Genomic DNA, 26,026 nt, shown 5'->3' on the forward strand with positions numbered 1-26,026 from the left:
GACCCCGTGGCTGACATTGCTGAGGACCAGGCGGGCAAAACCCGGTACGTCGACAACGGCTGGCCGACGACGGACCCGGACGACCATGCGGTGAGCGAACTGGCGACGGATCGGACGGGCGCGTTGTCCCCCTTCGGCGACCTGACGTTCCCGCTGCCCTCCGACGACCTGCCATACGTTCACCCGGTAACGGTCGTCAACCGGTAGGTCCCAGGATGGCTCGGGCATCCAGGGCATCCAGGGCAACCGGGGAGTCCCGCTCGGGTTCGCTGTCGCATCTGGATGAGCGCGGGGCGGCGCACATGGTCGATGTCACCGAGAAGGGCGCCACCAAGCGCACCGCCGTCGCCGCGGGTGCCCTGCGAACCACGGCGCAAGTGGTATCGCTGATCTCGACCGGCGGCCTTCCCAAGGGCGATGCGCTGGCTACCGCGCGGGTGGCGGGCATCCTGGCAGCAAAGCGCACCAGCGACCTGGTCCCGCTGTGCCATCAGCTCGCGCTCACCGGTGTCGATGTCGATTTCACCGTCGGCGAGTCCGACATCGAGATCACCGCGACGGTGCGCAGCACCGACCGCACGGGTGTGGAGATGGAGGCGCTGACCGCCGTCAGCGTCGCCGGGCTTACGCTCTACGACATGATCAAGGCGGTCGACCCGTCCGCGCGCATCGATGACATCCGGGTGCTCCGCAAAGAGGGCGGCAAAAGCGGAAACTGGGCACGCTGATGGCCGCGCGATCGGCACGAGTGATCATCGCCTCGACGCGGGCCTCGACCGGCGTGTACGACGATCGCTGCGGACCGATCATCGCCGAATGGCTTGGGGAGCATGGGTTTTCGCCCGTCGAGCCGGAGGTGGTCGCCGACGGGAAGCGGGTGGGTGAGGCCCTGCGCGCGGCGGTCGACGACGGCGTCGACCTCATCATCACCTCGGGTGGTACCGGCATCTCGCCCAGCGACAGCACCGCGGACCAGACCGCGGCCGTGCTGGATTACATGATCCCGGGCCTGGCCGACGCGATCCGACGCTCCGGGCTGCCGAAGGTGCCGACGTCGGTGCTCTCGCGCGGTGTATGCGGTGTGGTCGGCCAAACCCTGGTGGTCAACCTGCCCGGTTCGCCCGGCGGGGTGCGTGACGGCCTCGGCGTGCTCGCCGATGTGCTCGACCACGCGCTCGACCAGCTCGCCGGCAAAGACCACGAGCGATGACGCTCGTCCTGCGCGCCGCGCTGACCGAGCAACCCATCTACCTGGCCGAGCACGAGGAGTTGGTGGGCCATCAGTCCGCCGGGGCCATCGTCGGATTCGTCGGCATGATCCGCGACCACGACGGCGGACGCCGGGTCGTGCGGCTGGAGTATTCCGCGCATCCGTCGGCCGCACAGGTCATCGCCGACGTTGTCGCGGAGGTCGCCGAGCAGGCCAGCGGCGTGCGCGCCATTGCGGCCAGCCACCGGATCGGCGCGCTGCACATCGGCGAGGCCGCACTGGTGGCGGCCGTCGCCGCAGACAATCGGCAGGCCGCGTTTGCCACTTGCGCCCATCTCGTCGACACCATCAAGGCGCGAATACCGGTGTGGAAGCACCAGTTCTTCGACGACGGAACCGACGAGTGGGTGGGCTCGGCCTAACGCCTAACGCCTAGGTGCCGAACGGCTGGGCAATCGCGTCCAGGGCGTCGTTGCCGTGGATGTCCTGGCCCTGGATCGCGTCCCACAGCTGCTGCGTGTAGCCGACCTGCGACACCTGCTTCGGGGCGTCGGGCGCCGGGGGTGCGGGCGGTACGGCGTCCGCCGGGGGCGCCGGGGGCAGCGCATCGGCGGGAGGCGCCGGGGGCACAGCGTCGGCGGGAGGCGCAGGCGGTGCCAGGTCCGCGGGGGGCGCGGGTGGCACCTCCGCGGGGGGCGCCGGCTGGTTCGACGAGGCCAGCACGACCGGAGCGGGCGGCTCGGCCGGCGCCGGGGGAGGCGGCGGCGGAGGAGCGTCTGGTGCGGGAGCTTCCGGCGGTGGCGGCGGGGCCAGCGGTCCGCCATTGAGCCACGGCAGGTCCAGGCCGGCCGGTGCCGGTGCGGGGACCTCGCGGGGGGTCGGGCCCGACAGCGGTCCGCCGCACACGGGCCAGGCGCCGCGACCCTGGGTGGCCAGCACCCGCTCGGCGACCGCGATCTGCTGTTCCCTGGTGGCCAGTTCGGCCGACGGGGCGTACTCGCCGCCGCCGTGCGAGGACCACGTGGCCGAGGTGAATTGCACGCCGCCGTGGTAGCCGTTGCCGGTGTTGATGCCCCAGTTGCCGCCGGACTCGCAACGGGCTACTTGATCCCATTCGCCGTCGGTGGCCGCGGCCGCTTGGCCGGCGAGGGCAATGCTGCCGCCACCAAGTACCGCCCCGGTGAAGGCGATCTTGGCGACGCTGATGTTTGAGGTAGTGGGCTTACGGTGCCGTCCACTCATGCGCGCCGAAATTTCCTCTCTGATGCACGCCTGCGAGGTCAGCTGTCGGGTTCGGGTTGGAGAGGCCACCCGGCCGATGTCGTCCTGCCGAGAACGACGCCGGCTTCACCCCAAGGAGCCGCACGCGGCCCCGGTCCGATCACGGTGGACCGGTGGGTCCCCCGCCTCCATCCAATTAACGGATCCCCCTCCTATCGGATGGAGCTTGGCGCGGATAGGGAGGGAGGAACGCCACCGGTGACTTGGCGAACCTCGAGAGACGCTAGCGGGTTCTGTTGGTCCCGTCACGTCTGGCCAAACCGGGCGTTTCTCTCACCGTCGTCCGGAAAAGCGCCAGGAACGCGGCCCGATTACGCAGGTCAGAGCGGCCGAGATCGGAGCGTGTCCGCGCCGTTATCAATCCGTTACGTGACGCATCTCACACCGTCAGCCTCCGGCGAATGGCGGCAGCACGTCGATCGTGTCACCCGATCGCAACGCCTTGGTCTCGTCGCGAACGGCGATTCCGTCGCACAGATACGAGCATCGACTCAGCACCGTTGCCAGGCGGGTACCCGGGGCCGCGAGCCTTTCAACCAAATCGGCCACCGTGGTCCCGGGGCGCAGTATCACCGACTCCGATTCGGTTCCGGCGGCGGCGCGCGCGGCGGCGAAGTAGCGAACCGTGACCTGGATTCCGTCCGGTTCGACGGCCGCCGCAGCCACCTCGGCCACCTCAGCCACCGATCGAGCTCATCGGCCGGTCCGGCTGCACGAAGTTGGGGTCGTTGATGCCGTGCCCGGCGGGCTTGCCCCACATCGCGGTGCGCCAGGCCGCCTCGATCTCGTCGTCGCTCGCGCCGCCGCGCAGCAGGCCGCGCAGGTCCGTCTCCTCGGCTGCGAACAGGCAGCTGCGGATCTGGCCGTCGGCGGTCAGGCGGGTGCGATCGCACGTCGAGCAGAAGGCGTGTGACACCGACGCGATGACACCGAACTTTCCGGCCGGCGTGCTCGGGCCCGTGTCCACCAGCCAGAGCTCGGCCGGGGCCGAACCGCGCGGCGCCGGGTCCGGGCGCAGCCGGAAGTGCGGGCGCAGCGCCGCCAGCACGTCGTCGGCGGTCAGCGCGGCCTCGCGGCGCCACTGGTGCCCGGCATCGAGCGGCATCTGCTCGATGACCCGCAATTGGTAGTCGTGCTCGAGGCAGAACCGCAACAGCTCGACGACGTCCTCCCGCCCGGTGGCGGGATCGAGCACGGCGTTCACCTTCACCGGCGTCAGGCCCGCCGCCTTGGCCGCGGCCAGGCCGTCCAGCACGTCACCGAGCCGGTCGCGGCGGGTGATGGCCGCGAAGCGGGCGCGGTCCACGCTGTCCAGGGAGATGTTGATGCGGTCCAGCCCGGCCTCGGCCAGGGCGGCGGCGCGGCGCGCCAACCCGACCGCGTTGGTGGTCAGCGAGATCTCCGGGCGGGGCCGCAGGCGCGCCGCGGCGGCGACCACCTCCTCGAGGTGGCGGGCCAGCAGCGGCTCACCGCCGGTGAACCGCACGCTGGTGATGCCGAGCCTGGTCACCGCGATGTGCATCAGCCGGGCCAGCTCGTCGGGGCGCAGCAATTGCTCGCCGGGCAGCCAGTCCAGGCCCTCCGCGGGCATGCAGTAATTGCAACGCAGGTTGCACCGGTCGGTCAGCGACACCCGCAGGTCGGTGGCGGCCCTGCCGTAGGTGTCCAGCAACGGGCCGTCGGTCGGTGCCTCGCCGGCGCGTTCGCGCGTCGAGGCCGCGCCGGGCATCGTCGGCAGGCCGAGGGCGGTCAGGGTCATGCGGGCACCTCTCCGAATTGGGTCGGTGAGTTGACCGGAACGATTTCCTTACCCAGCGGCAGCAGCGACACCGGGATCAACTTGAGGTTGGCCAGCGCCAGCGGAATGCCGATGATCGTGATCGCCATGGCCACCGCGCTCGTCAGATGGCCGAGCGCCAGCCACCACCCGAACAGCAGTATCCAGATCACGTTTCCGATGAGCGCGCCCGTCCCGGCGGTCGGCTTTTCGACAATCGTCCGGCCGAACGGCCACAACGCGTAGGACGCGATGCGCAGCGACGCGAAGCCGAAGGGGATGGTGATGATGAGCAGGAAGCTGAGGAGCGCCGCCAGCAGATACCCGGCGGCCATCCAGAGGCCACCGAATACAAGCCAGATAATGTTCAGGATCAGGCGCATATCTCCCCCTCCAGCGGTCCTCCCAGCCTACCGAGCAACCCGTAATCGGGGGTGCTCGCGGGGCGGCCGTCCGAGTAGGATCTGAATCCACAATCGCGTCCTGCACAGGCGGGACGCTTCTTGTGTCGCCCATCCTAGTTATCCGTCAGACAAGCAGGTGAGACCAGTGCCGACCGGCAAGGTTAAGTGGTACGACGCCGACAAGGGGTTTGGCTTCCTGTCGCAGGAGGACGGCGAGGACGTGTACGTCCGCGCGTCGGCGCTGCCCGCCGGTGTCGACGGGCTCAAGACGGGGCAGCGGGTGGAATTCGGCGTGGCGTCGGGGCGGCGCGGTCCGCAAGCGTTGAGCCTCAAGCTGATCGACCCGCCGCCCACGCTTTCCCGCCCGCGCCCTCAGGGGCCGGCCGAACACAAGCACAGCCCCGACGAGCTGCACGGCATGGTCGAGGACATGATCACGCTGCTGGAGAGTGCCGTGCAGCCGGAGTTGCGCAAGGGGCGCTACCCGGACCGCAAGACGGCCCGCCGGGTCTCCGAGGTGGTCAGGGCGGTGGCCCGGGAGCTCGACGCCTGACCGGGCGGTGAACCAGAACCTGCCGGTGCGCCCCGAAGCTACCCGGTGGTAACTTCGACTTCCGTAGGTCGTGGTATTCGGGCCAACAGCGGGTACTCACGCCTCGATGTGGGTTGCTAGCGAGGAGGCGGCGATGGCACAGCAAGCGCAGGTTACCGAGGAGCAAGCGAGAGCCCTCGCCGAGGAATCCCGCGAAAGTGGTTGGGATAAGCCGTCGTTCGCCAAGGAATTGTTCCTCGGCCGTTTTCCGCTGGAGCTCATCCACCCATTTCCCAAACCGTCCGACGCCGACGAGCAACGCATTCGCGCGTTCCTCGACAAGCTGCGGGAGTTTCTGGACACCGTCGACGGCAGCGTCGTCGAGCGCGACGCGCAGATTCCCGACGAGTACGTGAAGGGCCTGGCCGAACTGGGCTGCTTCGGCATGAAAATTCCGAGCGAATACGGCGGGCTGGGCATGTCGCAGGTCGCCTACAACCGCGCGCTGATGATGGTTTCGAGCGTCCATCCCAGTCTCGGCGCGCTGCTGTCGGCCCATCAGTCGATCGGGGTACCCGAGCCGCTCAAGCTCGCCGGGACCGACGAACAGAAGCGGAAGTTCTTGCCGCGGTGCGCCGCCGGGGCGATATCGGCGTTCCTGCTCACCGAGCCGGATGTGGGTTCGGACCCGGCGCGCCTGGCCTCGACGGCCACACCGGTCGACGACGGGAAGGCGTACGAACTCGAGGGCGTGAAGCTGTGGACCACCAACGGCCTGGTCGCCGAACTGCTGGTGGTGATGGCCCGGGTGCCCAAGAGCGAGGGGCATCGCGGCGGAATCAGCGCGTTCGTGGTCGAGGCGGATTCCCCCGGGATCACCGTGGAGCGGCGCAACAAGTTCATGGGGCTGCGCGGCATCGAGAACGGCGTGACCCGGCTGCACCGGGTCCGGGTGCCCAGCGAAAACCTGATCGGCCGCGAGGGCGACGGGCTCAAGATCGCGTTGACCACGCTCAACGCCGGCCGGCTGTCGCTGCCCGCGAGCGCGACGGGGTCGGCCAAGTGGGCGCTGAAGGTCGCCCGCGAATGGTCCGGGGAGCGCGTGCAGTGGGGCAAGCCGCTGGCCAAACACGAAGCGGTGGCCAGCAAGATCTCGTTCATCGCCGCCACCAACTACGCGCTCGAGGCGGTGCTCGAGCTGTCTTCGCAGATGGCCGACGAGGGCCGCAACGACATCCGCATCGAGGCGGCGCTGGCCAAATTGTGGGCCAGCGAGATGGCCTGCGCCATCGGCGACGAGGTTTTGCAGATCCGGGGCGGGCGGGGCTATGAGACCGCGGAGTCGTTGGCCGCGCGCGGTGAGCGCGCGGTGCCGGTCGAGCAGCTGGTGCGGGACCTGCGGATCAACCGCATCTTCGAGGGATCCAGCGAGATCATGCGGCTGCTCATCGCCCGCGAGGCGGTCGACGCCCACCTGAATGCGGCCGGCGACCTGGCCAAGGCCGACGCGAGCCTGAAGCAGAAGGCCGCGGCGGCGGCCGGCGCGAGCGGGTTCTACGCGAAGTGGTTGCCGCAGTTGGTCTTTGGCGAAGGCCAGCGACCGGGGGCATACAGCGAGTTCGGCCCGCTGGCGTCGCACCTGCGGTTCGTCGAACGCTCCACCCGCAAGCTGGCCCGCAACACCTTCTACGGGATGGCCCGCTGGCAGGCCAAACTCGAGCAGCGGCAGGGGTTCCTGGGGCGCATCGTCGACATCGGCGCCGAGCTGTTCGCGATGTCCGCGGCGTGCGTGCGCGCCGAGGGTCAGCGGGCCACCGATCCCGTTGTCGGCCAACAGGCTTACGAGCTGGCCGAGGCGTTCTGCCAGCAGGCGACGCTGCGCGTCGAGGCCCTGTTCGCCGCGCTATGGGCCAACACCGACAGCACCGACGTTCGGCTGACCCATGACCTCATGGAGGGCCGTTACACCTGGCTGGAAGAAGGGATCATCGACCAGTCGGAGGGCACGGGACCGTGGATCGCGCACTGGGAACCGGGCGAGTCCACCGAGCCCAACCTGGCTCGCCGGTTCCTGACGGTGTCCGCGCCGACGGAGGCGAACCTGTAGGACTTTCGCCGTGGCCACCTACGTCGCCGGGTCGGGTGCATTTACCCGCGACACCAACTACATCACCACCCGCGTCACCGCCGACGGACGCGATGGCTATCCCGTCGAGCCGGGGCGGTATCGCCTCGTGGTTGCCCGCGCCTGCCCGTGGGCCAACCGCGCGATCATCGTCCGGCGGCTGCTGGGCCTGGAAAGCGTTCTCTCGATTGGCTTTTGCGGTCCCACCCACGACGAGCGCAGTTGGACTTTCGATCTTGACCCGGGGGGCGTCGATCCAGTGCTGAAGATCCCGCGGCTGCAGGATGCCTACTTCAAGCGCTTCCCCGACTACCCGAAGGGAATCACTGTCCCGGCACTCGTCGACGTTCCCACCGGCGCGGTGGTGACCAACGATTTTGCGCAGATGACGCTGGACTTCTCCACGGAGTGGACCGCTTACCACCGCGAGGGCGCGCCGCGGCTCTACCCCGAGCGCCTCCGGGTCGAGATCGATGAGGTGAACAAGCGGGTCTACAGCGAGATCAACAACGGTGTATACCGGTGCGGATTTGCTGGGTCACAAGAGCCATACGACGCCGCCTACGACCGGTTGTTCACCGCGCTGGACTGGGTGAGCGAGCGGCTGGCCGGGCGGCGATACCTGGTGGGGGACACCATCACCGAGGCGGACGTGCGGCTGTTCACCACGCTGGCCCGCTTCGATCCCGTCTACCACGGGCATTTCAAGTGCAATCGCAGCAAGCTGTCCGAGATGCCGGTGTTGTGGGCGTACGCGCGCGACCTGTTCCAGACGCCCGGGTTCGGCGATACCGTCGATTTCGTCCAGATCAAGCAGCACTACTACATCGTGCACGCCGACATCAACCCCACCGGGATCGTGCCGAAGGGCCCGGACCTGTCCGGCTGGCTGAGCCCGCACGGTCGGGAGGCGTTGGGAGGCAGGCCTTTCGGGGACGGAACGCCGCCGGGTCCGCCGCTGGAGGCCGAGCGGGTGCCAGCCGGTCACGGCGCGTAACCGATGGCGCGCGCTCAGTAAACCAGTCGCACCGACCATTCCGCGTGCGGGGCGTCGCGCAGCTCACCGGATTGATCGACCACCAACGTCAGCAACTGCACCACGATCCCGGTCAACCGCCCGCGGTGCGGGTCGACCGTCGGGATGGTGACCGCGAGTCGGGTGCCCGGGCGAAACATGGTGGTGGCGGTGTTGACGGGATCCTCGTACACCTGCAGCAGCCGCCACGGCGCGCGGGAGATGGCTTCGGGCACCGAGAGTTGCACCGGATAGCGTTCGCTGACCCGTAGCTCGCCCTGTATTTGCGGTGACTGGCAGTCGTCGAGGTTGAGCACGTTGCAGTACTGGTACGGCCCCACCCGGGTCAGGTGCCCGTGTGAGTACGCGCTGATCTCCGGTCGGTGGGGTCCGGGTTTGCGCACCAGCAGCCACGTTCCGAGCCCGGCGCCCACGGCCAGCAGCGCCACCAGGGCCGTAAGCCCCACGGCCACACCACGTTTCACTCCGGCACCGCCGCCGGCCGCCTGCCGTGGTGTCGATGCATGCTCTCCTGCTCGACCATGACGGGCCGGTTGCCCCCGAGGCCGGGAATCAGCGAGTTGCCGCGGAAGCTGACGATGGTCTGTGCCAGGCCGAGGATGAGCAGGGCACTGACCGCGGTGAAGCCGACCCACAATTCGGTGTACACCATGACGCCGAGCGCGCCGCCGAGCACCCAGGCCAGCTGCAGCGTCGACTCCGAACGTCCGAATCCCGATGCCCGCGATTCCTCGGGCAGGTCGTGTTGCAACGATGCGTCAAGGGATGCCTTCGCGATCGCGCTGCACCCGGAGGTGACCAGGGTGGCGATCACGGCCATCGGCAGTGTGCCGGCCACCGCGGCGGCCAGGGCCACGGCGCACACCGCGACCGTGCAGCGCACCACCAGCACGGCCGGCCTGCCCAGTCGCAGCCGTGCGCTGGTGAAGTTGCCCGCGAAGTTCCCGATCGCGGCGGCGGCGCCGATCATGCCGAGCATGCCCACCTGGACCCAACCGCTGGCCTGGTGCGCCTTGGCGACAAACGCCGGATACAAGAACAGGAAGCCGACCATCACCTTGATGGTGCAATTGCCCCACAGCGACGTGATGATGTTGCGGCCCAACGGTTGTCGCAGCGTATCACCGACCCTTCTGACCTCCTCCGGCCAGCGTCGCCGCAGCGGGTCGCTGTCGTTGTGATAGCTCAGGGTGGCCGGGACCTCGCCCGCGGTCACCTCGACCCAGCGCGGAATCCGCATCGACAGCAGGGCGCCGGCCACCGTGACGGCCACGACCACGAACAATGCCCCGGGCAATTGGAACAGGTGGGTGCAGACGAACTCGACGCCGCCCGCGATGGCGCCGCCAGCGATGGTGCCGCCCAGCAGGCCGAACACGGTGAGCCTGGAGTTGACCCGCACCAGGTCGATGCTCGGCGGCATCACCCTGGGCGTCACCGCGCTGCGCAGCACGGAAAACGATTTCGAGAACACCATCATGGCCAGGGCGCACGGATACAGCACCATCGACGGGAAGCTGCCGGTGGCGCCGTCGTAGTTCATGATCAGCACCACCGCCAGCGCCGTGCGGAGCGCGAAAGACAGGGCCAGCGCGACGCGACGGCCGTGCTGCAACCGGTCCAGCGCCGGGCCGATCAGCGGCGCGATCACCGCGAACGGCGCGATGGTGATCAACAGGTACAGCGCCACTTTCGACTTGCTCTCCCCGGCGGCCGCGGCGAAGAACAGGGTGTTGGCCAACGCGACGGCCATCGCCGAGTCGACCGCGAAGTTCGCCACCACCGGCCACGTCAGCGCGGTCAGGCCGGACTTGTCGGCGCCGTCGGCGGTGGCGGCCCGCTGGACCATCCAATACATGCGGGAGCCCATCTCGCGGCTGCGCTGGGCCGCCGCGCGCGTGACCGTGATCCGCTCGCCGGAGCCGGGACCGCGCGGCGGCGCGCTGGGGCGGTCCGGTTCCGGCTGGTGGCCCAGCGGCGGGAGATAGCGGTTGGCGCTGGGCACCGTCGGCGAACGGCGCGCCCGCCGGTGATGGGGGTCGTCGGCCGGGTAGTTGGCCATGCCGGGGTGCTGGTTGACCGATTCGTTGCGGGTCCGGCGGCCCGGCTGGGAGGCCACGCGGCCCGGATGATCACGCCGCCGTCCAGACACAAATCAATTCTGTCCTATGCCGGCGGGCAACCGGGCGTGGCTCGCCAACCTACTATTGGAGACGCAGCGCAGAGAGGGGATGGCGTGACCGGATCCATCGGGGAATCCGCCGTAGCAACCGAGGCCGAGTGGCCGGCAGAGGTGGCGGCGGTGCTCACGGGTGCGGTCGACGCGGCCCGGGCGGCCGTCGAGGAGTTCGCCGGCCCGGAGGCGGTCGGGGACTACCTTGGCGTCAGCTACGAGGATCCCACTGCCGCCACGCACCGATTCCTCGCCCATCTGCCCGGCTATCAGGGATGGCAGTGGGCCGCCGTCGTCGCGGCCTATCCGGGCGCCGACCACGCGACCATCAGCGAAATCGTGCTGATCCCCGGCCCGACGGCGCTGCTGGCGCCCGAATGGGTGCCCTGGGAACAGCGGGTGCGCCCGGGCGATCTGAGCCCCGGCGACCTGCTGGCCCCGGCGGCCGACGACCCGCGGCTGGTCCCCGGCTACACCGCCAGCGGTGACCCGCAGGTCGACGAGATCGCCGCCGAAGTCGGGCTGGGGCGGCGCTGGGTGATGAGCCCCTGGGGCCGCGCCGCCGCCGCCGAGCGATGGCACACCGGTGACCACGGCCCCGATTCGCCGATGGCTCGCTCCACCAAACGGGTGTGCCGCGACTGTGGTTTCTACCTGCCGCTGGCGGGATCGCTAGGCGCGATGTTCGGGGTATGCGGCAACGAGCTCTCCGCCGACGGGCACGTCGTCGACAAGCACTACGGCTGCGGCGCGCACTCTGACACCCCGGCTCCCGCGGGCACCGGCTCGCCGATGTACGAGCCGTACGACGACGGCGTGCTCGACGTCACGGAGCCGCCGGCGCCACCGGAGCCGGCGGCCGAGGAGCCCGAGCCCCCGGAGCCCGAGCCACCGGAGCCCCCGGAGCCGGAGTCCGATTAGCCCTTCTCGGCGGCGGCCTTGATGTTTGCCAGCGAGGCGTTCATGCCCTCGACCAATTCGCGTTCGAAATTCGAGGTTCCGCCGAAGAGGGCCTTGACCGAGAGGTTCGAGAACGCGGTGACACCGTTTTCGGCGTGCCGGCTCTCGATCAACCGGGTGCCCTGGCCGATCGGCTCGAGCTCGTAGCTCCAGATGGTGCGGTTGGTGTTGACCCGGAACGCCAGCTTCTTCTCCGGCACCACCTCGACGAGGGTGCACGTGGTGATCCAGAACAAGCGGTTGCGGCGGTTGAGGTTGAGGGTGCGGGTCCCCGGGCGCAGCGGACCGAAGGCCTGCATCCGGCGGCACTGCGGGCTCCATTCGGGCATCCGGCGAAAGTCGGAGATCAACTCCCAGACTTTGGCGGCCGGTGCGTCGATGTCGACTTGGGCTTGCAGCAGCGGGGCTATCATTGCACCTCCCGATCGGGTTCGAAACTAGTTGTGGTTGAGGTAGTTTTCGAGTCCGGATTGCGCGCCACGCGCGCCGCGGCGAACCGCGGTGAGCTGCCACACGAAGATGCTGGTGCCGAGCAACCCGGTGCCCAGTCCGGCCAGGGTCACCGGTCGCCAGCCCTGCAGCGCGGGCACGAGAAAGGCGGCCGCCGCGGCGGCCAGCCAGCCCAGGAAGCCGATGACGACGACGGGCCAAACCTCGAGCAGCACCGGCGGCAGCGGCGGCGCCTCGGGGCTGTCGCCGGCCGCGCTTTCGCCTGACCCGCTTGAGCCGGGTTCGCTTTCGCCAGGTCCGACAGACATCCCGATCAACATAGCTTGCGGTCCCGCGTCCGAACCGTCCGGTCCGGCACAGGTTGCGCCGATTGTTCCTAGTTTCTCGGCTTCCGATGTAACCTCGCGCCATGCCTGACAGCGATGCGCGGCTGGCCAGTGACTTGTCGCTGGCCGTCATGCGGCTGGCCCGCCAGCTGCGCTTCCGGAACCCGTCGTCGCCCGTGTCGCTGTCGCAGCTTTCGGCGCTGACCACCCTGGCCAACGAGGGCGCGATGACGCCCGGCGCGCTGGCGATCCGCGAACGGGTCCGGCCGCCGTCGATGACCCGGGTGATCGCCTCGCTGGCCGACGAGGGCTTCGTCGACCGCACCCCGCACCCCGTCGACGGCCGGCAGGTGCTGGTCTCGGTGTCGGAGGCCGGCGCCGAACTGGTCAAGGCGGCCCGGCGCGCCCGCCAGGAGTGGCTGGCGGAGCGGCTGGCGACGCTGGACAGCGAAAAGCGCGCCACCCTGCGCGAGGCCGCCGACCTGATGCTGGCCCTGGTCGACGAAAGCCCGTGAGCCTCGACGTCCAGGACGTCGATGATCCCGACGATCCGCGACTCGACGATTTCCGCGACCTGAACAGCGTCGACCGTCGCCCGGATCTGCCGACCGGGAAGGCGTTGGTGATCGCCGAGGGCGTGCTGGTGGTGCAGCGCATGCTGGCGTCGCGGTTCACCCCGCACGCGCTCCTCGGCACCGACCGCAGGCTGGCCGCGCTCAAAGAGGACCTAGCCGGTGCCAACGCCCCGTTCTACCGAACCTCCGCCGACGTCATGGCCCGGGTGGTCGGCTTCCACCTCAATCGTGGCGTGCTGGCGGCCGCGCGCAGGGTGCCCGAGCCGAGCGTGGCAGACGTCGTCGACGGCGCCCGCACGGTCGCGGTGCTCGAGGGCGTCAACGACCACGAGAACCTGGGCTCGATCTTTCGTAACGCGGCGGGGCTGGGCGTGGACGCGGTGGTGTTCGGCAGCGGCTGCGCCGACCCGCTCTACCGTCGCGCCGTTCGGGTGTCCATGGGACACGCGCTGCTGGTGCCGTACGCGCGGGCGACCGACTGGCCCGCCGACCTGATGACGCTGAAGGAACGCGGATTTCGGCTGCTGGCCATGACCCCGCACGGCCAGGCGTGCGCGCTGGCCGACGCGATGGCGGCGGTGCGCGATGACCGCATCGCGGTCCTGGTCGGCGCCGAGGGCCCGGGGTTGACGCCGGCCGCGCTGCGGCGCAGCGATGTGCGGGTTCGCATCCCGATGTCGCGGGGCACCGACTCGCTCAACGTCGCGACCGCGGCCGCCCTGGCGTTCTACGAGCGGGTTAGGCTCGGCCGGTGAGCGACGAGCGCGGCCAGCGCTCCCAGTCTGTGCCCTGGGCAACGGGTTTGACGGTGGCCGCGTTCGTTGCGGCGGTGATCGCGGCCGCGATCGTGGTGCTCAGCCTCGGGCTCGTCCGCGTGCATCCGCTGCTGGCCGTCGGGCTCAACCTCGTCGCCGCCGGAGGACTGGCACCCACGCTGTGGGGATGGCGGCGAACCCCGGTGCTGCGCTGGTTCGTGCTGGGCGCAGGGGTGGGCGTGACGGGCGCGTGGTTGACGCTGCTCGCGCTGGCGGTTTCGTAGCTAGCGCTGACCGCCCGAGCGGACCCCGAGCAGCACGTCCTCCCAGGCCGGGATGACGGGCTTGCCGCGCCGGGTGTGCACCGGCTGCTCCTTGGGGCTGGCGGCGGCCGGCTGCACCGGCGTGCTGACCGGCGGCTTCACCGGCTCGTCGAAGTCGACGTGCGCCACCGGGGCGAGCGGTCGCAGCGGGCGTTCGAAGTTCGGGTCGATCAGTTCGCTGGCCGCGTCGTCGAGGGCGGTGACCGTTCCGCCGTGGGCCCCGGGCGTGAAGCAGAAATGCGCGTTGTTGTCGGATCGGCCGGCCTTCCACGCCAGCTGCACGGTCCAGCGGTTGTCTTCGCTGCGCCAGGCGTCCCAGCTGAGCTTGTCGTGTTCGAGCCCGCGCTTCACCAGCGCGGCGCTGACGGTCTCCAGCAGGGTGAGCACCGCGGGCCCATCGGGGAGCATCGGATGTGCCGCGGTTGCCAGCTCCGCCACCCGGAACCGCTCCAGCAACACCGGGTTGGCGAACCGGCGGACCCGCGAGACGTCCGAACCCGACGCCGCGGCCACCTGCTCGACGGATGCGCCCCCGCGGATCTTGGCCTGAATTTCTTTGGGGCTCAGCATGTTGGTGACGTCGATCTCGAGATGCGGTTGCTCCGGCTGCGCCGGCTCGCCCTTCAACGCAGCCCGCAACCGGTCGTCGGCCGCCAGCTTGAACTGCTCCGCGGGGTCATCACTCTCGCAGATGAGGTATTTGCTGTCGGCATCGAGCCCAACCAATTTGAGTTCCCGCATGGTGTTCTCCTCGCAGGCTCCGTGCAGGTCAGCGACGGACCCGTCACGTGCGCACTCTAGTCCAGCCGACGCCCATCACGTGTGCTGACACGCTGGGCGGTGGCGCGGCGATTGCCGGCGGGTCAACCGCCGGGTTTAAAGGCGTTCGACCACCCAGTCGACGCACCGGGTGAGGGCGCTGACGTCGTCGGGGTCGACCGCCGGGAACATCGCGACCCGCAACTGGTTGCGACCGAGTTTGCGGTACGGCTCGGTGTCGACGATGCCGTTGGCCCGCAGCACCTTGGCGACGGCCGCGGCGTCCACGTCGTCGGCGAAGTCGATGGTGCCCACCACCTGGGAACGCAGCCCCGGGTCGGCGACGAACGGCGTGGTGTACGGCCGCTCCTGCGCCCAGGAGTACAGTCGCTGCGACGAGTCCGCCGTGCGCTTGACCGCCCAGTCCAGCCCGCCGTTGCCCAGCAGCCAGTCGAGCTGTTCGGCCATCAGCGCCAGGGTGCCGATGGCCGGCGTGTTGTAGGTCTGGTCCTTCAGGCTGTTCTCGATCGCGATCGGCAGCGACAGGAAATCGGGCACCCAGCGACCCGACGCCGCGATGGACTCGACGCGGGCCAGCGCGGCCGGGCTCATGACGGCCAGCCAGAGGCCGCCGTCGCTGGCGAAGTTCTTCTGCGGCGAGAAGTAATAGGCGTCGACGTCGTTGATGTCGACCGGCAGGCCACCGGCGCCGGAGGTGGCGTCGATCAGGATCAGTGCATCAGCGGAGCCGGCCGGCCGTCGCACCGGCACCGCGACCCCGGTCGACGTCTCGTTGTGCGCCCACCCGATCACGTCGACCGACGGGTCGCTCTGCGGCTCCGGAGCGCTGCCGGCGTCGGCCTTGATGATGACGGGGTCGCCGACGAACGGGTTCTTGGCGACGCAGGAGGCGAACTTCGAGCTGAACTCGCCGAACGACAGGTGCAGCGAGCGCTTGTCGATCAGCCCGAAGGCCGCGGCGTCCCAGAACGCCGTCGCGCCGCCATTGCCCAGGATGACCTGGTAGCCGTCCGGCACGGAGAACAGCTCGGCCACCCCGGACCGGACCCGGCCCACCAGGTTCCTGACCGGCGCCTGGCGGTGCGAGGTGCCGAACAACGGCGCCAAGGTGGTGCTCAGCGCCTGCAATTGCTCGGGCCGCACCTTCGACGGGCCGCACCCGAAGCGGCCGTCGCGGGGTTTGAGATTTTCGGGGATCTGGAGCTGGTCAGCCATGCCAGTCAGCGTAGTGAGCGACGCCGACCCGGTGCCCCGGCGGCCCTGGCCGCCACGTCGCGGTGTGAGCCAGGCCACACGGTTCGGCTGACTACTGGTCAGCCCACAGTGGTTGACGGGGTCTGGAATATTCCCGGTACCCGCGGTACTGTCTAGACATTGCACGTCCAAATGTAAACCTCGTTGGGGAGGGCTTGGATATGGCCAGGACGCGAATGGTCCGGCGCTGGCGCCGCAACATGGAAGTGCGCGACGACGTCGACTACGTCAACATGCTTGCCACGCTGTCCGAGGGGTCGGTGCGGCGGAACTTCAACCCGTACACCGACATCGATTGGGACTCACCGGAATTCGCGGTCACCGAGAATGACCCCCGGTGGATTCTGCCGAAGACCGACCCGCTGGGCCGGCATCCCTGGTACCAGGCCCAGCCCGAGGAGCGGCAGATCAAGATCGGCATGTGGCGCCAGGCCAACGTGGCCAAGGTGGGACTGCACTTCGAGTCCATCCTGATCCGCGGGCTGATGAACTACACGTTCTGGGTGCCCAACGGTTCGCCGGAATACCGGTACTGCCTGCACGAGTCGGTCGAAGAGTGCAACCACACGATGATGTTCCAGGAGATGGTGAACCGGGTCGGCGCCGACGTTCCGGGGATGCCGCGGATGCTGCGTTGGATCTCGCCGCTCGTCCCGCTGGTCGCCGGCCCGCTGCCGGTCGCGTTCTTCATCGGCGTGCTGGCCGGCGAAGAGCCGATCGACCACACGCAGAAAAACGTTCTGCGCGAAGGCAAGTCGCTACACCCGATCATGGAACGGGTGATGGCCATCCACGTCGCCGAGGAAGCCCGCCACATCTCCTTCGCGCACGAGTTCCTGCGAAAGCGGTTGCCGCAGTTGACCAAACGGCAGCGGTTCTGGGTCTCGCTGTACTTGCCGCTGACCATGAAGATGTTGTGCCGCGCAATCGTGGTGCCGCCCAAGTCGTTCTGGCGGGAGTTCGACATCCCGCGTGAGGTCAAGAAGGAGCTGTTCTTCCGCTCCCCGGAGTCGCGGAAATGGCTCAGCGACATGTTTGGCGACGTCCGGATGCTGGCCTACGACACGGGGCTGATGGAAACCCGCTCCGCGCGGCTCATGTGGCGCCTGTGCAAGATCAACGGCAAGCCGTCGCGCTACCGCAGCGAACCGCAACGCCAGCACCTCGCCGCGGTGCCGGCGGCCTAGGTCTTCTCGAGTTTCTATGCCGCACGTTATTACCCAGTCGTGCTGCAATGACGGGTCCTGTGTTTTCGCGTGCCCGGTGAACTGCATTCACCCGACGCCGGACGAGCCGGGCTTCGCGACGTCGGAGATGCTCTACATCGATCCGGTGGCCTGCGTGGACTGCGGTGCGTGCGTGAGCGCCTGTCCGGTCGGCGCAATCGCGCCCGACACCCGGCTGGAGCCAAAGCAGCTGCCGTTCGTCGAAATCAACGCGTCGTTCTACCCCGAACGGCCCGCCGGCGAGAAGCTGCCGCCGACCTCCAAGCTGGCGCCGGTGATCCCGGCCCCCGAGGTGCGCGCCCGCCGTCGTCCGCTGACCGTCGCCATCGTCGGTTCCGGGCCCGCGGCGATGTATGCCGCCGACGAACTGCTCACCCAACATGGCGTGCGCGTCAACGTCTTTGAGAAACTGCCCACGCCCTATGGGCTGGTGCGCGCCGGGGTGGCGCCCGATCACCAGAACACCAAGAAGGTGACCCGGCTGTTCGACCGGGTCGCCGGTCATCGCCACTTCCGCTTCTATCTCAACGTCGAGATCGGCAAGCATCTCACCCACTCCGAGCTGCTGGCCCACCACCACGCCGTGCTGTACGCGGTCGGCGCGCCCGACGACCGCCGCCTGGACATCGAAGGCATCGGCCTGCCGGGCACCGGGACCGCCACCGAACTGGTCGCGTGGATCAACGGCCATCCCGACTTCGCCGATCTGCCAGTCGATCTCGGCCACGAGCGGGTGGTGATCATCGGCAACGGCAACGTCGCCCTCGACGTGGCCCGCGTGCTCACCGCCGACCCCGACGAACTGGCCCGGACCGACATCTCCGACCACGCGCTCGCGGCGCTGCGCGGCTCCGCGGTGTGCGAGGTGGTGATCGCCGCCCGGCGTGGACCGGCCCATTCGGCGTTCACGTTGCCCGAACTGATCGGACTGACCGGCGCGTCCGACGTCGTGCTCGATCCCGGCGACCATCGGCTGGTGGCAAGCGATCTCGCGTCCGCCCCGGACGCGTCGACCAGGACCAAGCTGGAGATCCTGAGCAAGCTCGGCGACGCTTCGGCGCCGCCGTCAACCGGCCGCCCGCGGATCCGGCTGGCCTACCAGCTCACGCCGCGGCGGGTGCTGGGCGATCGGCGCGTCACCGGCGTCGAGTTCTCGGTCACCGGCACCGACGAGGTGCGCCGGCTCGACGCGGGCCTGGTGCTCACGTCGATTGGCTACCGCGGCAAGCCGATTCGCGATCTTCCGTTCGACGAGTCCGGCGCGGTGGTGCCGAACCAGGACGGCCGCGTCGTCGACCCCGGCTCCGGTGAACCGGTGCCCGGCGCATACGTCGCGGGATGGATCAAGCGCGGGCCGACCGGCTTCATCGGCACCAACAAGTCCTGCTCCCTGCAAACCGTCCACGCCCTGGTCGCCGACTTCAACGCGGGCCGGTTGACCGATCCGGCGGCCGGGCCCGAGGCGCTGGACCGGCTCGTGCGCGCCCGTCAGCCCGACGCCGTCGACTCCGCGGGGTGGCGCGCCATCGACGCCGCCGAGATCGCGCGCGGCGGCGACGGCGGCCGGCCCCGCAACAAGTTCACCGACATCTCCGACATGCTGGCGGTCGCGGCGACCGCGCCACCGGCGCCCGTTCGACGCCGGCTGCTGGCGCGGCTGTTCGGCTAACCGGCGCCCTGCCCGGACATCGCCGCCGCGATCTCCTCGGGGCTGACCTCGCGCACCGGCTGTCCCAGCGACCAGTGGTGGCCGAACGGGTCTTCGACCATGCCGTAGCGGTCGCCCCAGAACTGGTCGTCCAACGGCATCACCACGGTTGCGCCGGCGTCCAGCGCCCGCTGGAACTTGGCGTCGACGTTGGTGACCGTCAGGTGGATGGTGACCGGGGTGCCGCCCAGCGACTTCGGGGTCATCGACTGGCCACCGCGGAACTCGGGGAAGTCGTCGTTGAGCATCACCAGGGAGCCGTTGATGCGCAGCGCGGCGTGCACCAGCTTGCCGTCGGGGCGGGGCACCCGCCCCAGCTCCTCGGCGCCAAAGGCCTTGACATAGAAATCGATCGCCGCGGCGGCGTCATCGACGACGAGGTGCGGGGAAACTGCGGGTTCGACATTGATCGCCATGTTGTCTCCTTAGTTGTGGGTGTCCGGGCCAGTCCCGGGCCTGCTCACGGATACTGACTCCGGCCGCGACGAGAATTCACCGCGGCGGCGCCATTCAATCGCGCGGCACCGACAACTTTTTCCGGCGCGACTCAGGCGGTGGTGAGGGCCCGGTCCCAGCCCTTGACGGACTCCGGGCTGCGCGGCCCCGGCCCCACATAGATCGCCGACGGGCGAACCAGCTTGCCCAGCCGCTTCTGCTCGAGGATGTGCGCGCACCATCCCGCGGTGCGGCCGCAGGTGAACATCGCCGGCATCATGTGGGCCGGCACCTGGGCGAAGTCCAGGATCACCGCGGCCCAGAACTCGACATTGGTCTCGATCGGGTGGTCCGGACGCCGCTCGCGCAGCTCGGCCAGCGCCGCCTGCTCGAGCGCGACCGCCACCTCGTAGCGCGGCGCGCCCAGTCGTTCCGACGCGGACCGCAGCACTCGGGCCCTGGGGTCCTCGGCGCGGTAGACCCGGTGCCCGAAGCCCATCAGCTTCTCGCCGCGGTCCAGGATTCCCTTGACCAGGCCGCGGGCGTCGCCGGTGCGCTCGACCTCCTCGAGCATCGGCAGCACCCGGGCCGGCGCACCGCCGTGCAGCGGCCCGCTCATCGCCCCGATCGCGCCGGACAGCGCCGCCGCCACGTCGGCACCCGTCGAGGCGATCACCCGCGCGGTGAACGTCGAGGCGTTCATGCCGTGCTCGGCCGCCGACACCCAGTAGGCATCGATGGCCTCGATGTGCCGGGGATCGGGCTCGCCCTGCCAGCGCGTCATGAAACGTGCTGTAACCGTGGAGCATTCGTCGATGACACGCTGTGGAACCGCGGGCTGGTAGATGCCGCGCGCCGACTGCGCCACATAGGAGAGCGCCATCACCGACGCCCGGGCCAGCTGCGCGCGGGCGGTGGCGTCGTCGACGTCCAGCAGCGGCTTGTACCCCCAGATGGGCGCCAGCATCGCGAGGCCCGCCTGCACGTCGACGCGGACGTCGCCGGTGTGGATCGGCAGCGGAAACGGCTCGGCCGGCGGCAGCCCGTGGCCGAACTCGCCGTCCACCAGCAATGCCCACACCTCACCGAACGTGACCCGCTGGTTCACCAGATCCTCGATATCGACGCCGCGATAGCGCAGCGCGCCGCCGTCTTTGTCCGGCTCGGCGATCTCGGTGGTGAAGGCGACCACGCCGTTGAGGCCAGGGACGAAATCTTCCGGGACCACAGTCATAGGCAAATTCTTGCACCTCACTTTCGCGCCGATGCTACCGGCCGGTAGCGCCCTGCTAGTAGCGTTGGCGCGATGGCCGGACCGGACGACGAACACCTGCGACGGATGCGGGTCGAGTACGGGTCCGTCGAGCGCGACGGCGGCCCCGACCTCGACGCCGACTGGCTCGACGACGGGTGGCTTGCGTTGTTGCGCAAGTGGATTGACGATGCCGAACGCTTCGGGGTCTCCGAGCCCAACGCCATGGTGCTCGCGACCGTCGCGGAGGGTAAACCGATGAGCCGGTCGGTGTTGTGCAAGGGCGTGGACGAGACCGGGATCACGTTTTTCACCAACTATGACTCGGCCAAGGGCGTCGAGCTGGCGGCGACGCCGTACGCGTCGGCGACCTTCCCCTGGTATCTGTTGGGACGGCAGGTGCACGTCCGCGGCGCGGTGACCAAAGTGGATCCGCGGGTCACCGAGGACTATTGGTCCAAGCGGCCGCGCGGCTCGCAGCTGGGCGCGTGGGCGTCACACCAGTCCCAGCCGATCGCGTCGCGCGCCGCGCTGCTCGACCAGCTGGCCGAGGTGACCGCGCGCTTCGCCGGCGAGGTGCGCATCCCGGTGCCGCCGGGCTGGGGCGGATACCTGATCGCGGCCGAGGTCGTCGAGTTCTGGCAGGGCCGGGAGAACCGGCTGCACAACCGGATCCGGGTCGTCGGCGGACGGGTCGAACGCCTGCAGCCCTGAGCGCGGCCGTCGACCCGGTTGACTCTGCGTTCATGGCGAAGAAGTGCGACTAGCCCGCGCCGTCAGCGCAGAGTCAATTCGCGGTATTCGGCGACGGAAACCGGCACGATCAGCGGAGGCGACCCCGGGCAGGCGGTCCGTCGCGATAACGACTACCTTCAGCTGTAAGCACCTAGTCAGGGCAGCCATACCAGCCGGAGCGCAAAGGGGTTCTCGTGGCCGACACCGACGACACCGCAACTCTCAAGTACCCGGGGGGCGAGATCGACCTGGAGATCGTGCGCGCCACCGAGGGAGCTGACGGCATCGCGCTGGGCTCGCTGTTGTCCAAGACCGGCCACACCACCTTCGACAACGGCTTCGTCAACACCGCCTCCTGCAAGAGCTCCATCACCTACATCGACGGCGACGCCGGGATCCTGCGCTACCGCGGCTACCCGATCGAGCAGCTCGCCGAGAAGTCGACGTTCATAGAGGTCAGCTATCTGCTGATCTACGGCGAGCTGCCGGACAAGGACCAGCTGGCCGAGTTCACCACCAGGATCCAGAGGCACACCATGCTGCACGAGGACCTCAAGCGGTTCTTCGACGGTTTCCCGCCCAACGCCCACCCGATGCCGGTGTTGTCCAGCGTGGTGAACGCGTTGAGCTCCTACTATCCGGACTCGCTGGACCCGATGGACAACGGGCAGGTGGAGCTGTCCACGATCCGGCTGCTGGCCAAGCTGCCGACCATCGCCGCGTACGCCTACAAGAAGTCGGTGGGGCAGCCGTTCCTCTACCCGGACAATTCGCTGTCGCTGGTGGAGAACTTCCTGTGGATGACCTTCGGGTTGCCGGCCGAGCCGTATCAGGCCGATCCCGAGATCGTGCGGGCCCTGGACATGTTGTTCATCCTGCACGCCGACCACGAACAGAACTGTTCGACGTCGACCGTTCGCCTGGTCGGCTCGTCGCGGGCCAACCTGTTCACTTCGATCTCCGGCGGCATCAACGCGCTGTGGGGCCCGCTGCACGGCGGCGCCAACCAGGCGGTGCTCGAGATGCTGGAGGAGATCCGCGAGAGCGGCGACGACGTAGGCGAATTCGTCCGCAAGGTGAAGAACCGCGAGGCCGGGGTCAAGCTGATGGGCTTCGGCCACCGGGTTTACAAGAATTACGATCCGCGGGCCCGGATCGTCAAGGAGCAGGCCGACAAGATCCTGTCGAAGCTCGGTGGCGACGACGACCTGCTGAGCATCGCCAAGGAGCTCGAGGAGAAGGCGCTCACCGACGACTACTTCGTCGAGCGCAAGCTCTACCCCAACGTCGACTTCTACACCGGCCTGATCTACCGGGCGCTCGGCTTCCCCACCCGGATGTTCACCGTGCTGTTCGCGTTGGGCCGCCTGCCGGGCTGGATCGCGCACTGGCGCGAGATGCACGACGAGGGCGACAGCAAGATCGGCCGGCCGCGCCAGATCTACACCGGGCACACGGCGCGCGACTACGCCGCGATCGACCAGCGGTAGTCACACCGAAGCCAGCACCGCCATCGCGGCGTTGTGGCCGGCGATGCCCGACACCGCGCCGCCGCGGCGGGCGCCCGATCCGCACAGCATGATCCGCTCGTGGGCGGTCGCGACTCCCCATCGGCGCGCGGGGGTGTCGAGCGCGTCGTCGTCCTCCGCGAACGGCCAGGACAGCGCGCCGTGGAAGATGTTGCCCGCCGTCATCGCCAGCGTGCGTTGCAGATCCGCGGTGGTCGTCGTCTCGATGCACGGCCGCCCGTGCGCGTCGTGCATCAGCACGTCCTGAATCGGTTCGGCCAGAACGGAATTCAGCGACGCGAGCACCAGGTCGGTCAGCCGATCGCGCGCGGCGTCGGGGTCGGCACCGTCGAGCAGCGAGTGCGGCGTGTGCAGGCCGAACACCGTCATCGTGTGGGCGCCCGACTCACGCAGCGAGGGCGACAGGATGCTGGGGTCGGCCAGCGAATGGCAGTAGGCCTCGCACGGCAACGGGTCCGGGAACCGCCCCGCGGCCGCCCGCGAATACGCCGAATCCAGTTGGGTCCACGTCTCGTTCACGTGAAAGGTCCCGGCGAACGCCTGTTCGGCCGTGACGCCGTTGTCGCGCAGGCGCGGCAGCCGGCGCAGCACCATGTTCACCTTCACCTGCGCGCCCTGCGCCGTCGGCGCCGGCTCCTCGGCGAGCAGGCCGGCCAACACCGTCGGCGTGACGCTGGCCAACACGTACCCGCTCCGGATCGCATGCTCGTGGCCGCCGCTGCGGTAGCGCACGCGCCCGCTCGGCTCGACGGCGTAAACGTCTGCGCCGGTGGTGATTTCGGCGCCGTGGCCGACGGCCGCGGCGGCCAGGGCCGCGGTCACCGAGCCCATCCCGCCGACGGGCACGTCCCAGTCACCGGTGCCGCCGCCGAGCACGTGATACAGGAAGCAGACGTTCTGGGTCAGCGTGGGCTCGTCGAGGCGGGCGAAGGTGCCGATCAGCGCGTCGGTGGCGATCACGCCGCGAACCAGGTCGGTGCGCACCGCGTCGGCGATGGTGTGCCCGATCGGCTCATCGACGATGGCGCGCCACGCGGCCGCCGCGTCGGGATCACCGCCGGCCAGCACATGCCGGCGCGCCTGCTCGCGGGTGCGCAGCGGCTCGAGCAGCGTCGGCCACAGCCGTTGGGTCAGCAGCCGGCAGCGCCGGTAGAAAGCCGCGAAACCTGCCTCGTCGCCGGCGGCGCCCACGGCCGCGAACGTGCTCGGCGGCCCGATCAGCAGCCCGCTGCGGCCATCGTCGGCGGGGTCGGGCGTGTAGGACGAAAAGCGCCGCCGGGCCAGGCGCACGGACGCGCCCAGGTCGTCGGCGATGCGTGGGGGCAGCAGGCTGACCAGGTACGAGTAGCGCGAAACGCGGACGTCGACGCCGTCGAAGGCCTGCGCCGACACCGCGGCCCCGCCGATGTGCCCCAGCCGCTCCAGCACCCGCACCCGCAGGCCCGCCCGGGCCAGGTAGCCCGCCGCGACCAGGCCATTGTGGCCGCCGCCGACCACGACGACATCGCAATCTCGGGCGCGGTTGCCCGCCATGTCCGGGTGTGGTCCTAGCCCAGATACCCCTCAACCTGGCCGGGCGGACGCACGGCCGCCTCCCGCGGGTCGCCGCCGGTCTCGCGCAGCGCCCGGCGCTGCCGCAGCAGGTCCCAGCACTGGTCGAGTTCGATCTCCACCTGGCGCAGGCGTTCGTGCTCCTCGGACTGGGAGATGTCACGGTGCTGCAGCTGCGACCTCAGCTCCTTCTCCTCGGCGACCAGGTCGCGGATGTGCGTCAGGGCGTCGCTGTCGGTCGGGTTGTTCGCCATCGCCCCAGTCTGCCCGAGCACGGCTAACTCGGGCCGGGCAGGCGCAGCACCAGCCGCGCGCCGCCCAGCGGGCTGTCTTCCAGCGACGCCGTCCCGCCGTGCAGGTGCGCCTGCTGGGCGACCAGCGCCAGGCCCAGGCCCGACCCCGAATGCGAGGCCGTCGACCCGCGGGAAAAGCGCTCGAACACCACCTGGCGCTCGCTGTCGGGCACCCCACTGCCGTTGTCGTCGACGGCGATCTCCACCCCGGCCCGCGAGCTGACCGCCGACAGTTGGACCTTGGTGGCGCCGCCGTGCTTGACGGCGTTGGCGATCGCGTTGTCGACCGCGAGGCGCAGGCCCGCCGGCAGCCCCACGATGATGCAGGTCGGCGACGGCACCAGCGAGACGTCGAGGTCGGGGTAGATCCGGGTGGCGTCGTGGGCGGCGCGGTCCAGCAGGTCGGTGATGTCGACGGGCACGTGGTCGTCGGACGTTGACAGCTCGCCCTGCGCCAACCGCTCCAGCGCGCTCAGCGTCGCCTCGATCCGCGACTGGGTGCGGATGACGTCGTTGAGCACCTCCTTGCGCTGGTCGTCGGGCAGGTCCAGGGTCGACAGCACCTCGAGGTTGGTGCGCATCGCGGTCAGCGGGCTGCGCAGCTCGTGGGCCGTCACCGCCGAGAAGTCGCGCGCCGAGGCGAGCGCCTCCTTGGTCCGGTTCTGCTCGTTCCAGATGCGCTGCAGCATCCCCCGCATCGCCTCGGCGATCTCGATGGCCTCGGTGGCGCCGTGCACTTCGACCCGCGGCGCCTCGTCCCCCGCGTCGATCGACCGGGTCTGCTGGGCGAGCTGCTTGAACGGGCGCACCGCGAACGCGGCCAGCAGCCACGCGAACACCGCCGCCGCGACGATGGCGAACCCGCAGATCAGCATCACCCGACGGTGCAGGTTGTTGGTCTCGGCGAGGGTGGTGTCGTAGGTGGCGCCGACGGCGAGCGACGTCGGCTCCGGCCCCGGAATCTCCACCGTCCGCACCCGGTAGCGCACCCCGTTGACGTAGGTGTCGGCGTAGTCGACATCGAGCCGGGGCAGCGTGACATCGGAATTCGACTTGATCTGAGTGCCGCGGCGAATCGTCATGATGGCGTCGTGGTCGTTGGGGGAGCGCGGGATTTCGGCGAGGCCGCGCGGCAGGAACGGGATCGCGAAACCCGCGGCCTCGTCGAGACGACGGTCCAGCCGTTCCTTGCGGTCGTTGGTGATGCCGACCCACACCACGGCGCCGACGATCAGCACCGGTATCGCCGCGCCGATGGCCGTCGCGACCACCACCCGCGTCCGCAGCGACGGCGTACGAGCGAAGATCCGCGACAGGACGTTCATGGCCTTGCTTC

The 26,026-nt window shown here is 69.6% G+C and carries 30 protein-coding genes and 1 riboswitch; of the genes, 15 read left to right on the plus strand and 15 right to left on the minus strand.

Annotated elements, in window-relative coordinates:
• Positions 1–6 precede the first annotated feature (6 nt).
• The 4 genes from OQ968_RS01685 to OQ968_RS01700 are packed head-to-tail and all read left to right on the plus strand — an operon-like array spanning position 7 to position 1,632.
• Complete coding sequence (locus OQ968_RS01685; RefSeq protein WP_324674011.1) at positions 7–207, plus strand: hypothetical protein; 201 nt, start codon at positions 7–9, stop codon at positions 205–207.
• A gap of 8 nt (positions 208–215) precedes the next feature.
• Complete coding sequence (gene moaC / locus OQ968_RS01690; protein WP_324674013.1) at positions 216–728, plus strand: cyclic pyranopterin monophosphate synthase MoaC; 513 nt, start codon at positions 216–218, stop codon at positions 726–728.
• Positions 728–1,210, plus strand: a complete 483-nt coding sequence (locus OQ968_RS01695; RefSeq protein WP_324674015.1) for a MogA/MoaB family molybdenum cofactor biosynthesis protein — start codon at positions 728–730, stop codon at positions 1,208–1,210. The genes moaC and OQ968_RS01695 overlap by 1 nt, the downstream gene beginning before the upstream one ends.
• Positions 1,207–1,632 carry a molybdenum cofactor biosynthesis protein MoaE gene (locus OQ968_RS01700; RefSeq protein ID WP_324674017.1) on the plus strand — a complete coding sequence of 142 codons (426 nt, stop codon included), beginning with the start codon at positions 1,207–1,209 and terminating at the stop codon, positions 1,630–1,632. Before OQ968_RS01695 ends, OQ968_RS01700 begins: the two co-directional genes overlap by 4 nt.
• A 10-nt stretch (positions 1,633–1,642) precedes the next feature.
• On the opposite strand, the gene OQ968_RS01705 is transcribed toward OQ968_RS01700, so the two are convergent.
• From OQ968_RS01705 to OQ968_RS01720, 4 genes are all read right to left on the minus strand, one after another.
• The gene (locus OQ968_RS01705; RefSeq protein ID WP_324674019.1) at positions 1,643–2,452 is read right to left on the minus strand and encodes a transglycosylase family protein; all 810 of its coding nucleotides are present in this window, start codon (positions 2,450–2,452) and stop codon (positions 1,643–1,645) included.
• 10 nt (positions 2,453–2,462) lie between these two features.
• Positions 2,463–2,673, minus strand: a riboswitch (cyclic di-AMP (ydaO/yuaA leader).
• Between the two features lie 205 nt (positions 2,674–2,878).
• Complete coding sequence (locus OQ968_RS01710) at positions 2,879–3,166, minus strand: MoaD/ThiS family protein (protein WP_324675010.1); 288 nt, start codon at positions 3,164–3,166, stop codon at positions 2,879–2,881.
• A gap of 1 nt (position 3,167) precedes the next feature.
• A complete protein-coding gene (gene moaA, locus OQ968_RS01715; protein ID WP_324674021.1) occupies positions 3,168–4,250 on the minus strand; it encodes a GTP 3',8-cyclase MoaA in 1,083 nt (360 codons plus the stop codon).
• Positions 4,247–4,651: a YccF domain-containing protein gene (locus OQ968_RS01720; RefSeq protein ID WP_324674023.1), complete on the minus strand. Its 405-nt coding sequence runs from the start codon at positions 4,649–4,651 to the stop codon at positions 4,247–4,249. Before OQ968_RS01720 ends, moaA begins: the two co-directional genes overlap by 4 nt.
• A gap of 166 nt (positions 4,652–4,817) precedes the next feature.
• On the opposite strand from OQ968_RS01720, the gene OQ968_RS01725 reads away from it, so the two are divergent.
• From OQ968_RS01725 to OQ968_RS01735, 3 genes are all read left to right on the plus strand, one after another.
• Entirely contained in the window at positions 4,818–5,225 is a 408-nt protein-coding gene (locus tag OQ968_RS01725; RefSeq protein WP_324674024.1) for a cold-shock protein, read from the plus strand.
• Between the two features lie 133 nt (positions 5,226–5,358).
• Positions 5,359–7,311, plus strand: coding sequence for an acyl-CoA dehydrogenase family protein (locus tag OQ968_RS01730; RefSeq protein WP_324674026.1), 1,953 nt, complete (start codon positions 5,359–5,361; stop codon positions 7,309–7,311).
• Positions 7,312–7,321: 10 nt separating this feature from the next.
• Positions 7,322–8,326, plus strand: coding sequence for a glutathione S-transferase family protein (locus tag OQ968_RS01735; protein WP_324674028.1), 1,005 nt, complete (start codon positions 7,322–7,324; stop codon positions 8,324–8,326).
• Between the two features lie 14 nt (positions 8,327–8,340).
• Here OQ968_RS01735 and OQ968_RS01740 read toward each other — a convergent pair whose 3' ends face one another.
• Both OQ968_RS01740 and OQ968_RS01745 read right to left on the minus strand, forming a co-directional pair.
• Complete coding sequence (locus tag OQ968_RS01740) at positions 8,341–8,829, minus strand: DUF2771 domain-containing protein (RefSeq protein ID WP_324674030.1); 489 nt, start codon at positions 8,827–8,829, stop codon at positions 8,341–8,343.
• Positions 8,826–10,484, minus strand: a complete 1,659-nt coding sequence (locus OQ968_RS01745; RefSeq protein ID WP_324674031.1) for an MFS transporter — start codon at positions 10,482–10,484, stop codon at positions 8,826–8,828. The genes OQ968_RS01740 and OQ968_RS01745 overlap by 4 nt, the downstream gene beginning before the upstream one ends.
• Positions 10,485–10,601: 117 nt before the next feature.
• On the opposite strand from OQ968_RS01745, the gene OQ968_RS01750 reads away from it, so the two are divergent.
• Positions 10,602–11,459 carry a DUF3027 domain-containing protein gene (locus tag OQ968_RS01750; RefSeq protein WP_324674033.1) on the plus strand — a complete coding sequence of 286 codons (858 nt, stop codon included), beginning with the start codon at positions 10,602–10,604 and terminating at the stop codon, positions 11,457–11,459.
• Here the strand turns inward: OQ968_RS01750 and OQ968_RS01755 are convergent.
• On the minus strand, positions 11,456–11,911 hold the full coding sequence (locus OQ968_RS01755) for an SRPBCC family protein (RefSeq protein ID WP_324674035.1): 456 nt from the start codon (positions 11,909–11,911) through the stop codon (positions 11,456–11,458). The genes OQ968_RS01750 and OQ968_RS01755 overlap by 4 nt on opposite strands.
• Positions 11,912–11,935: 24 nt before the next feature.
• Positions 11,936–12,256, minus strand: a complete 321-nt coding sequence (locus OQ968_RS01760; protein WP_324674037.1) for a DUF2530 domain-containing protein — start codon at positions 12,254–12,256, stop codon at positions 11,936–11,938.
• A 101-nt stretch (positions 12,257–12,357) separates the two neighbouring features.
• Here OQ968_RS01760 and OQ968_RS01765 point away from each other — a divergent pair, with 101 nt between their 5' ends.
• Genes OQ968_RS01765 through OQ968_RS01775 form a run of 3 tightly spaced genes read left to right on the plus strand, consistent with a single transcriptional unit; the run spans position 12,358 to position 13,888 of the window.
• A complete protein-coding gene (locus OQ968_RS01765) occupies positions 12,358–12,789 on the plus strand; it encodes a MarR family transcriptional regulator (RefSeq protein ID WP_324674039.1) in 432 nt (143 codons plus the stop codon).
• Entirely contained in the window at positions 12,786–13,604 is an 819-nt protein-coding gene (locus tag OQ968_RS01770; RefSeq protein WP_324674041.1) for an RNA methyltransferase, read from the plus strand. Before OQ968_RS01765 ends, OQ968_RS01770 begins: the two co-directional genes overlap by 4 nt.
• A complete protein-coding gene (locus OQ968_RS01775; RefSeq protein WP_324674043.1) occupies positions 13,601–13,888 on the plus strand; it encodes a DUF2537 domain-containing protein in 288 nt (95 codons plus the stop codon). The genes OQ968_RS01770 and OQ968_RS01775 overlap by 4 nt, the downstream gene beginning before the upstream one ends.
• On the opposite strand, the gene sepH is transcribed toward OQ968_RS01775, so the two are convergent.
• Together sepH and serC are read right to left on the minus strand one after the other, a co-directional pair.
• The gene (gene sepH, locus OQ968_RS01780; protein ID WP_324674045.1) at positions 13,889–14,668 is read right to left on the minus strand and encodes a septation protein SepH; all 780 of its coding nucleotides are present in this window, start codon (positions 14,666–14,668) and stop codon (positions 13,889–13,891) included.
• 135 nt (positions 14,669–14,803) lie between these two features.
• Positions 14,804–15,922 carry a phosphoserine transaminase gene (serC, locus tag OQ968_RS01785; protein ID WP_324674046.1) on the minus strand — a complete coding sequence of 373 codons (1,119 nt, stop codon included), beginning with the start codon at positions 15,920–15,922 and terminating at the stop codon, positions 14,804–14,806.
• Between the two features lie 200 nt (positions 15,923–16,122).
• On the opposite strand from serC, the gene OQ968_RS01790 reads away from it, so the two are divergent.
• Together OQ968_RS01790 and OQ968_RS01795 are read left to right on the plus strand one after the other, a co-directional pair.
• Positions 16,123–17,148: a diiron oxygenase gene (locus OQ968_RS01790; protein WP_324674048.1), complete on the plus strand. Its 1,026-nt coding sequence runs from the start codon at positions 16,123–16,125 to the stop codon at positions 17,146–17,148.
• 16 nt (positions 17,149–17,164) lie between these two features.
• The gene (locus tag OQ968_RS01795; protein ID WP_324674050.1) at positions 17,165–18,856 is read left to right on the plus strand and encodes an FAD-dependent oxidoreductase; all 1,692 of its coding nucleotides are present in this window, start codon (positions 17,165–17,167) and stop codon (positions 18,854–18,856) included.
• Here the strand turns inward: OQ968_RS01795 and OQ968_RS01800 are convergent.
• Both OQ968_RS01800 and OQ968_RS01805 read right to left on the minus strand, forming a co-directional pair.
• The gene (locus OQ968_RS01800) at positions 18,853–19,311 is read right to left on the minus strand and encodes a VOC family protein (protein ID WP_324674052.1); all 459 of its coding nucleotides are present in this window, start codon (positions 19,309–19,311) and stop codon (positions 18,853–18,855) included. The two genes, OQ968_RS01795 and OQ968_RS01800, sit on opposite strands and share 4 nt — an antisense overlap.
• Positions 19,312–19,442: 131 nt before the next feature.
• Positions 19,443–20,564: a citrate synthase 2 gene (locus OQ968_RS01805; RefSeq protein ID WP_324674053.1), complete on the minus strand. Its 1,122-nt coding sequence runs from the start codon at positions 20,562–20,564 to the stop codon at positions 19,443–19,445.
• A gap of 72 nt (positions 20,565–20,636) precedes the next feature.
• On the opposite strand from OQ968_RS01805, the gene pdxH reads away from it, so the two are divergent.
• Positions 20,637–21,296 carry a pyridoxamine 5'-phosphate oxidase gene (gene pdxH, locus OQ968_RS01810; protein WP_324674055.1) on the plus strand — a complete coding sequence of 220 codons (660 nt, stop codon included), beginning with the start codon at positions 20,637–20,639 and terminating at the stop codon, positions 21,294–21,296.
• 215 nt (positions 21,297–21,511) lie between these two features.
• Entirely contained in the window at positions 21,512–22,807 is a 1,296-nt protein-coding gene (locus OQ968_RS01815) for a citrate synthase (protein WP_324674057.1), read from the plus strand.
• Here the strand turns inward: OQ968_RS01815 and OQ968_RS01820 are convergent, their stop codons facing one another.
• The 3 genes from OQ968_RS01820 to OQ968_RS01830 are packed head-to-tail and all read right to left on the minus strand — an operon-like array spanning position 22,808 to position 26,015.
• Positions 22,808–24,379 carry an NAD(P)/FAD-dependent oxidoreductase gene (locus tag OQ968_RS01820; protein ID WP_324674059.1) on the minus strand — a complete coding sequence of 524 codons (1,572 nt, stop codon included), beginning with the start codon at positions 24,377–24,379 and terminating at the stop codon, positions 22,808–22,810.
• 14 nt (positions 24,380–24,393) lie between these two features.
• A complete protein-coding gene (locus OQ968_RS01825; RefSeq protein ID WP_324674061.1) occupies positions 24,394–24,651 on the minus strand; it encodes a DUF2630 family protein in 258 nt (85 codons plus the stop codon).
• Positions 24,652–24,674: 23 nt separating this feature from the next.
• Positions 24,675–26,015: a HAMP domain-containing sensor histidine kinase gene (locus OQ968_RS01830; RefSeq protein ID WP_324674063.1), complete on the minus strand. Its 1,341-nt coding sequence runs from the start codon at positions 26,013–26,015 to the stop codon at positions 24,675–24,677.
• Positions 26,016–26,026: the final 11 nt, after the last annotated feature.

Origin of the sequence: Mycobacterium sp. 663a-19, from assembly GCF_035616495.1 — a bacterium.
Lineage (GTDB): Bacteria > Actinomycetota > Actinomycetes > Mycobacteriales > Mycobacteriaceae > Mycobacterium.

Excerpts from the sequence above, each read along its gene's own strand:
- moaC (WP_324674013.1), top strand. The coding sequence starts at position 216 with ATGGCTCGGGCATCCAGGGCATCCAGGGCAACCGGGGAGTCCCGCTCG.
- OQ968_RS01695 (WP_324674015.1), top strand. The coding sequence starts at position 728 with ATGGCCGCGCGATCGGCACGAGTGATCATCGCCTCGACGCGGGCCTCG.
- OQ968_RS01700 (WP_324674017.1), top strand. The coding sequence starts at position 1,207 with ATGACGCTCGTCCTGCGCGCCGCGCTGACCGAGCAACCCATCTACCTG.
- OQ968_RS01705 (WP_324674019.1), bottom strand. The coding sequence starts at position 2,452 with ATGAGTGGACGGCACCGTAAGCCCACTACCTCAAACATCAGCGTCGCC.
- moaA (WP_324674021.1), bottom strand. The coding sequence starts at position 4,250 with ATGACCCTGACCGCCCTCGGCCTGCCGACGATGCCCGGCGCGGCCTCG.
- OQ968_RS01720 (WP_324674023.1), bottom strand. The coding sequence starts at position 4,651 with ATGCGCCTGATCCTGAACATTATCTGGCTTGTATTCGGTGGCCTCTGG.
- OQ968_RS01730 (WP_324674026.1), top strand. The coding sequence starts at position 5,359 with ATGGCACAGCAAGCGCAGGTTACCGAGGAGCAAGCGAGAGCCCTCGCC.
- OQ968_RS01755 (WP_324674035.1), bottom strand. The coding sequence starts at position 11,911 with ATGATAGCCCCGCTGCTGCAAGCCCAAGTCGACATCGACGCACCGGCC.
- OQ968_RS01760 (WP_324674037.1), bottom strand. The coding sequence starts at position 12,256 with ATGTCTGTCGGACCTGGCGAAAGCGAACCCGGCTCAAGCGGGTCAGGC.
- OQ968_RS01765 (WP_324674039.1), top strand. The coding sequence starts at position 12,358 with ATGCCTGACAGCGATGCGCGGCTGGCCAGTGACTTGTCGCTGGCCGTC.
- sepH (WP_324674045.1), bottom strand. The coding sequence starts at position 14,668 with ATGCGGGAACTCAAATTGGTTGGGCTCGATGCCGACAGCAAATACCTC.
- serC (WP_324674046.1), bottom strand. The coding sequence starts at position 15,922 with ATGGCTGACCAGCTCCAGATCCCCGAAAATCTCAAACCCCGCGACGGC.
- OQ968_RS01790 (WP_324674048.1), top strand. The coding sequence starts at position 16,123 with ATGGCCAGGACGCGAATGGTCCGGCGCTGGCGCCGCAACATGGAAGTG.
- OQ968_RS01795 (WP_324674050.1), top strand. The coding sequence starts at position 17,165 with ATGCCGCACGTTATTACCCAGTCGTGCTGCAATGACGGGTCCTGTGTT.
- OQ968_RS01800 (WP_324674052.1), bottom strand. The coding sequence starts at position 19,311 with ATGGCGATCAATGTCGAACCCGCAGTTTCCCCGCACCTCGTCGTCGAT.
- OQ968_RS01805 (WP_324674053.1), bottom strand. The coding sequence starts at position 20,564 with ATGACTGTGGTCCCGGAAGATTTCGTCCCTGGCCTCAACGGCGTGGTC.
- pdxH (WP_324674055.1), top strand. The coding sequence starts at position 20,637 with ATGGCCGGACCGGACGACGAACACCTGCGACGGATGCGGGTCGAGTAC.
- OQ968_RS01820 (WP_324674059.1), bottom strand. The coding sequence starts at position 24,379 with ATGGCGGGCAACCGCGCCCGAGATTGCGATGTCGTCGTGGTCGGCGGC.
- OQ968_RS01825 (WP_324674061.1), bottom strand. The coding sequence starts at position 24,651 with ATGGCGAACAACCCGACCGACAGCGACGCCCTGACGCACATCCGCGAC.
- OQ968_RS01830 (WP_324674063.1), bottom strand. The coding sequence starts at position 26,015 with ATGAACGTCCTGTCGCGGATCTTCGCTCGTACGCCGTCGCTGCGGACG.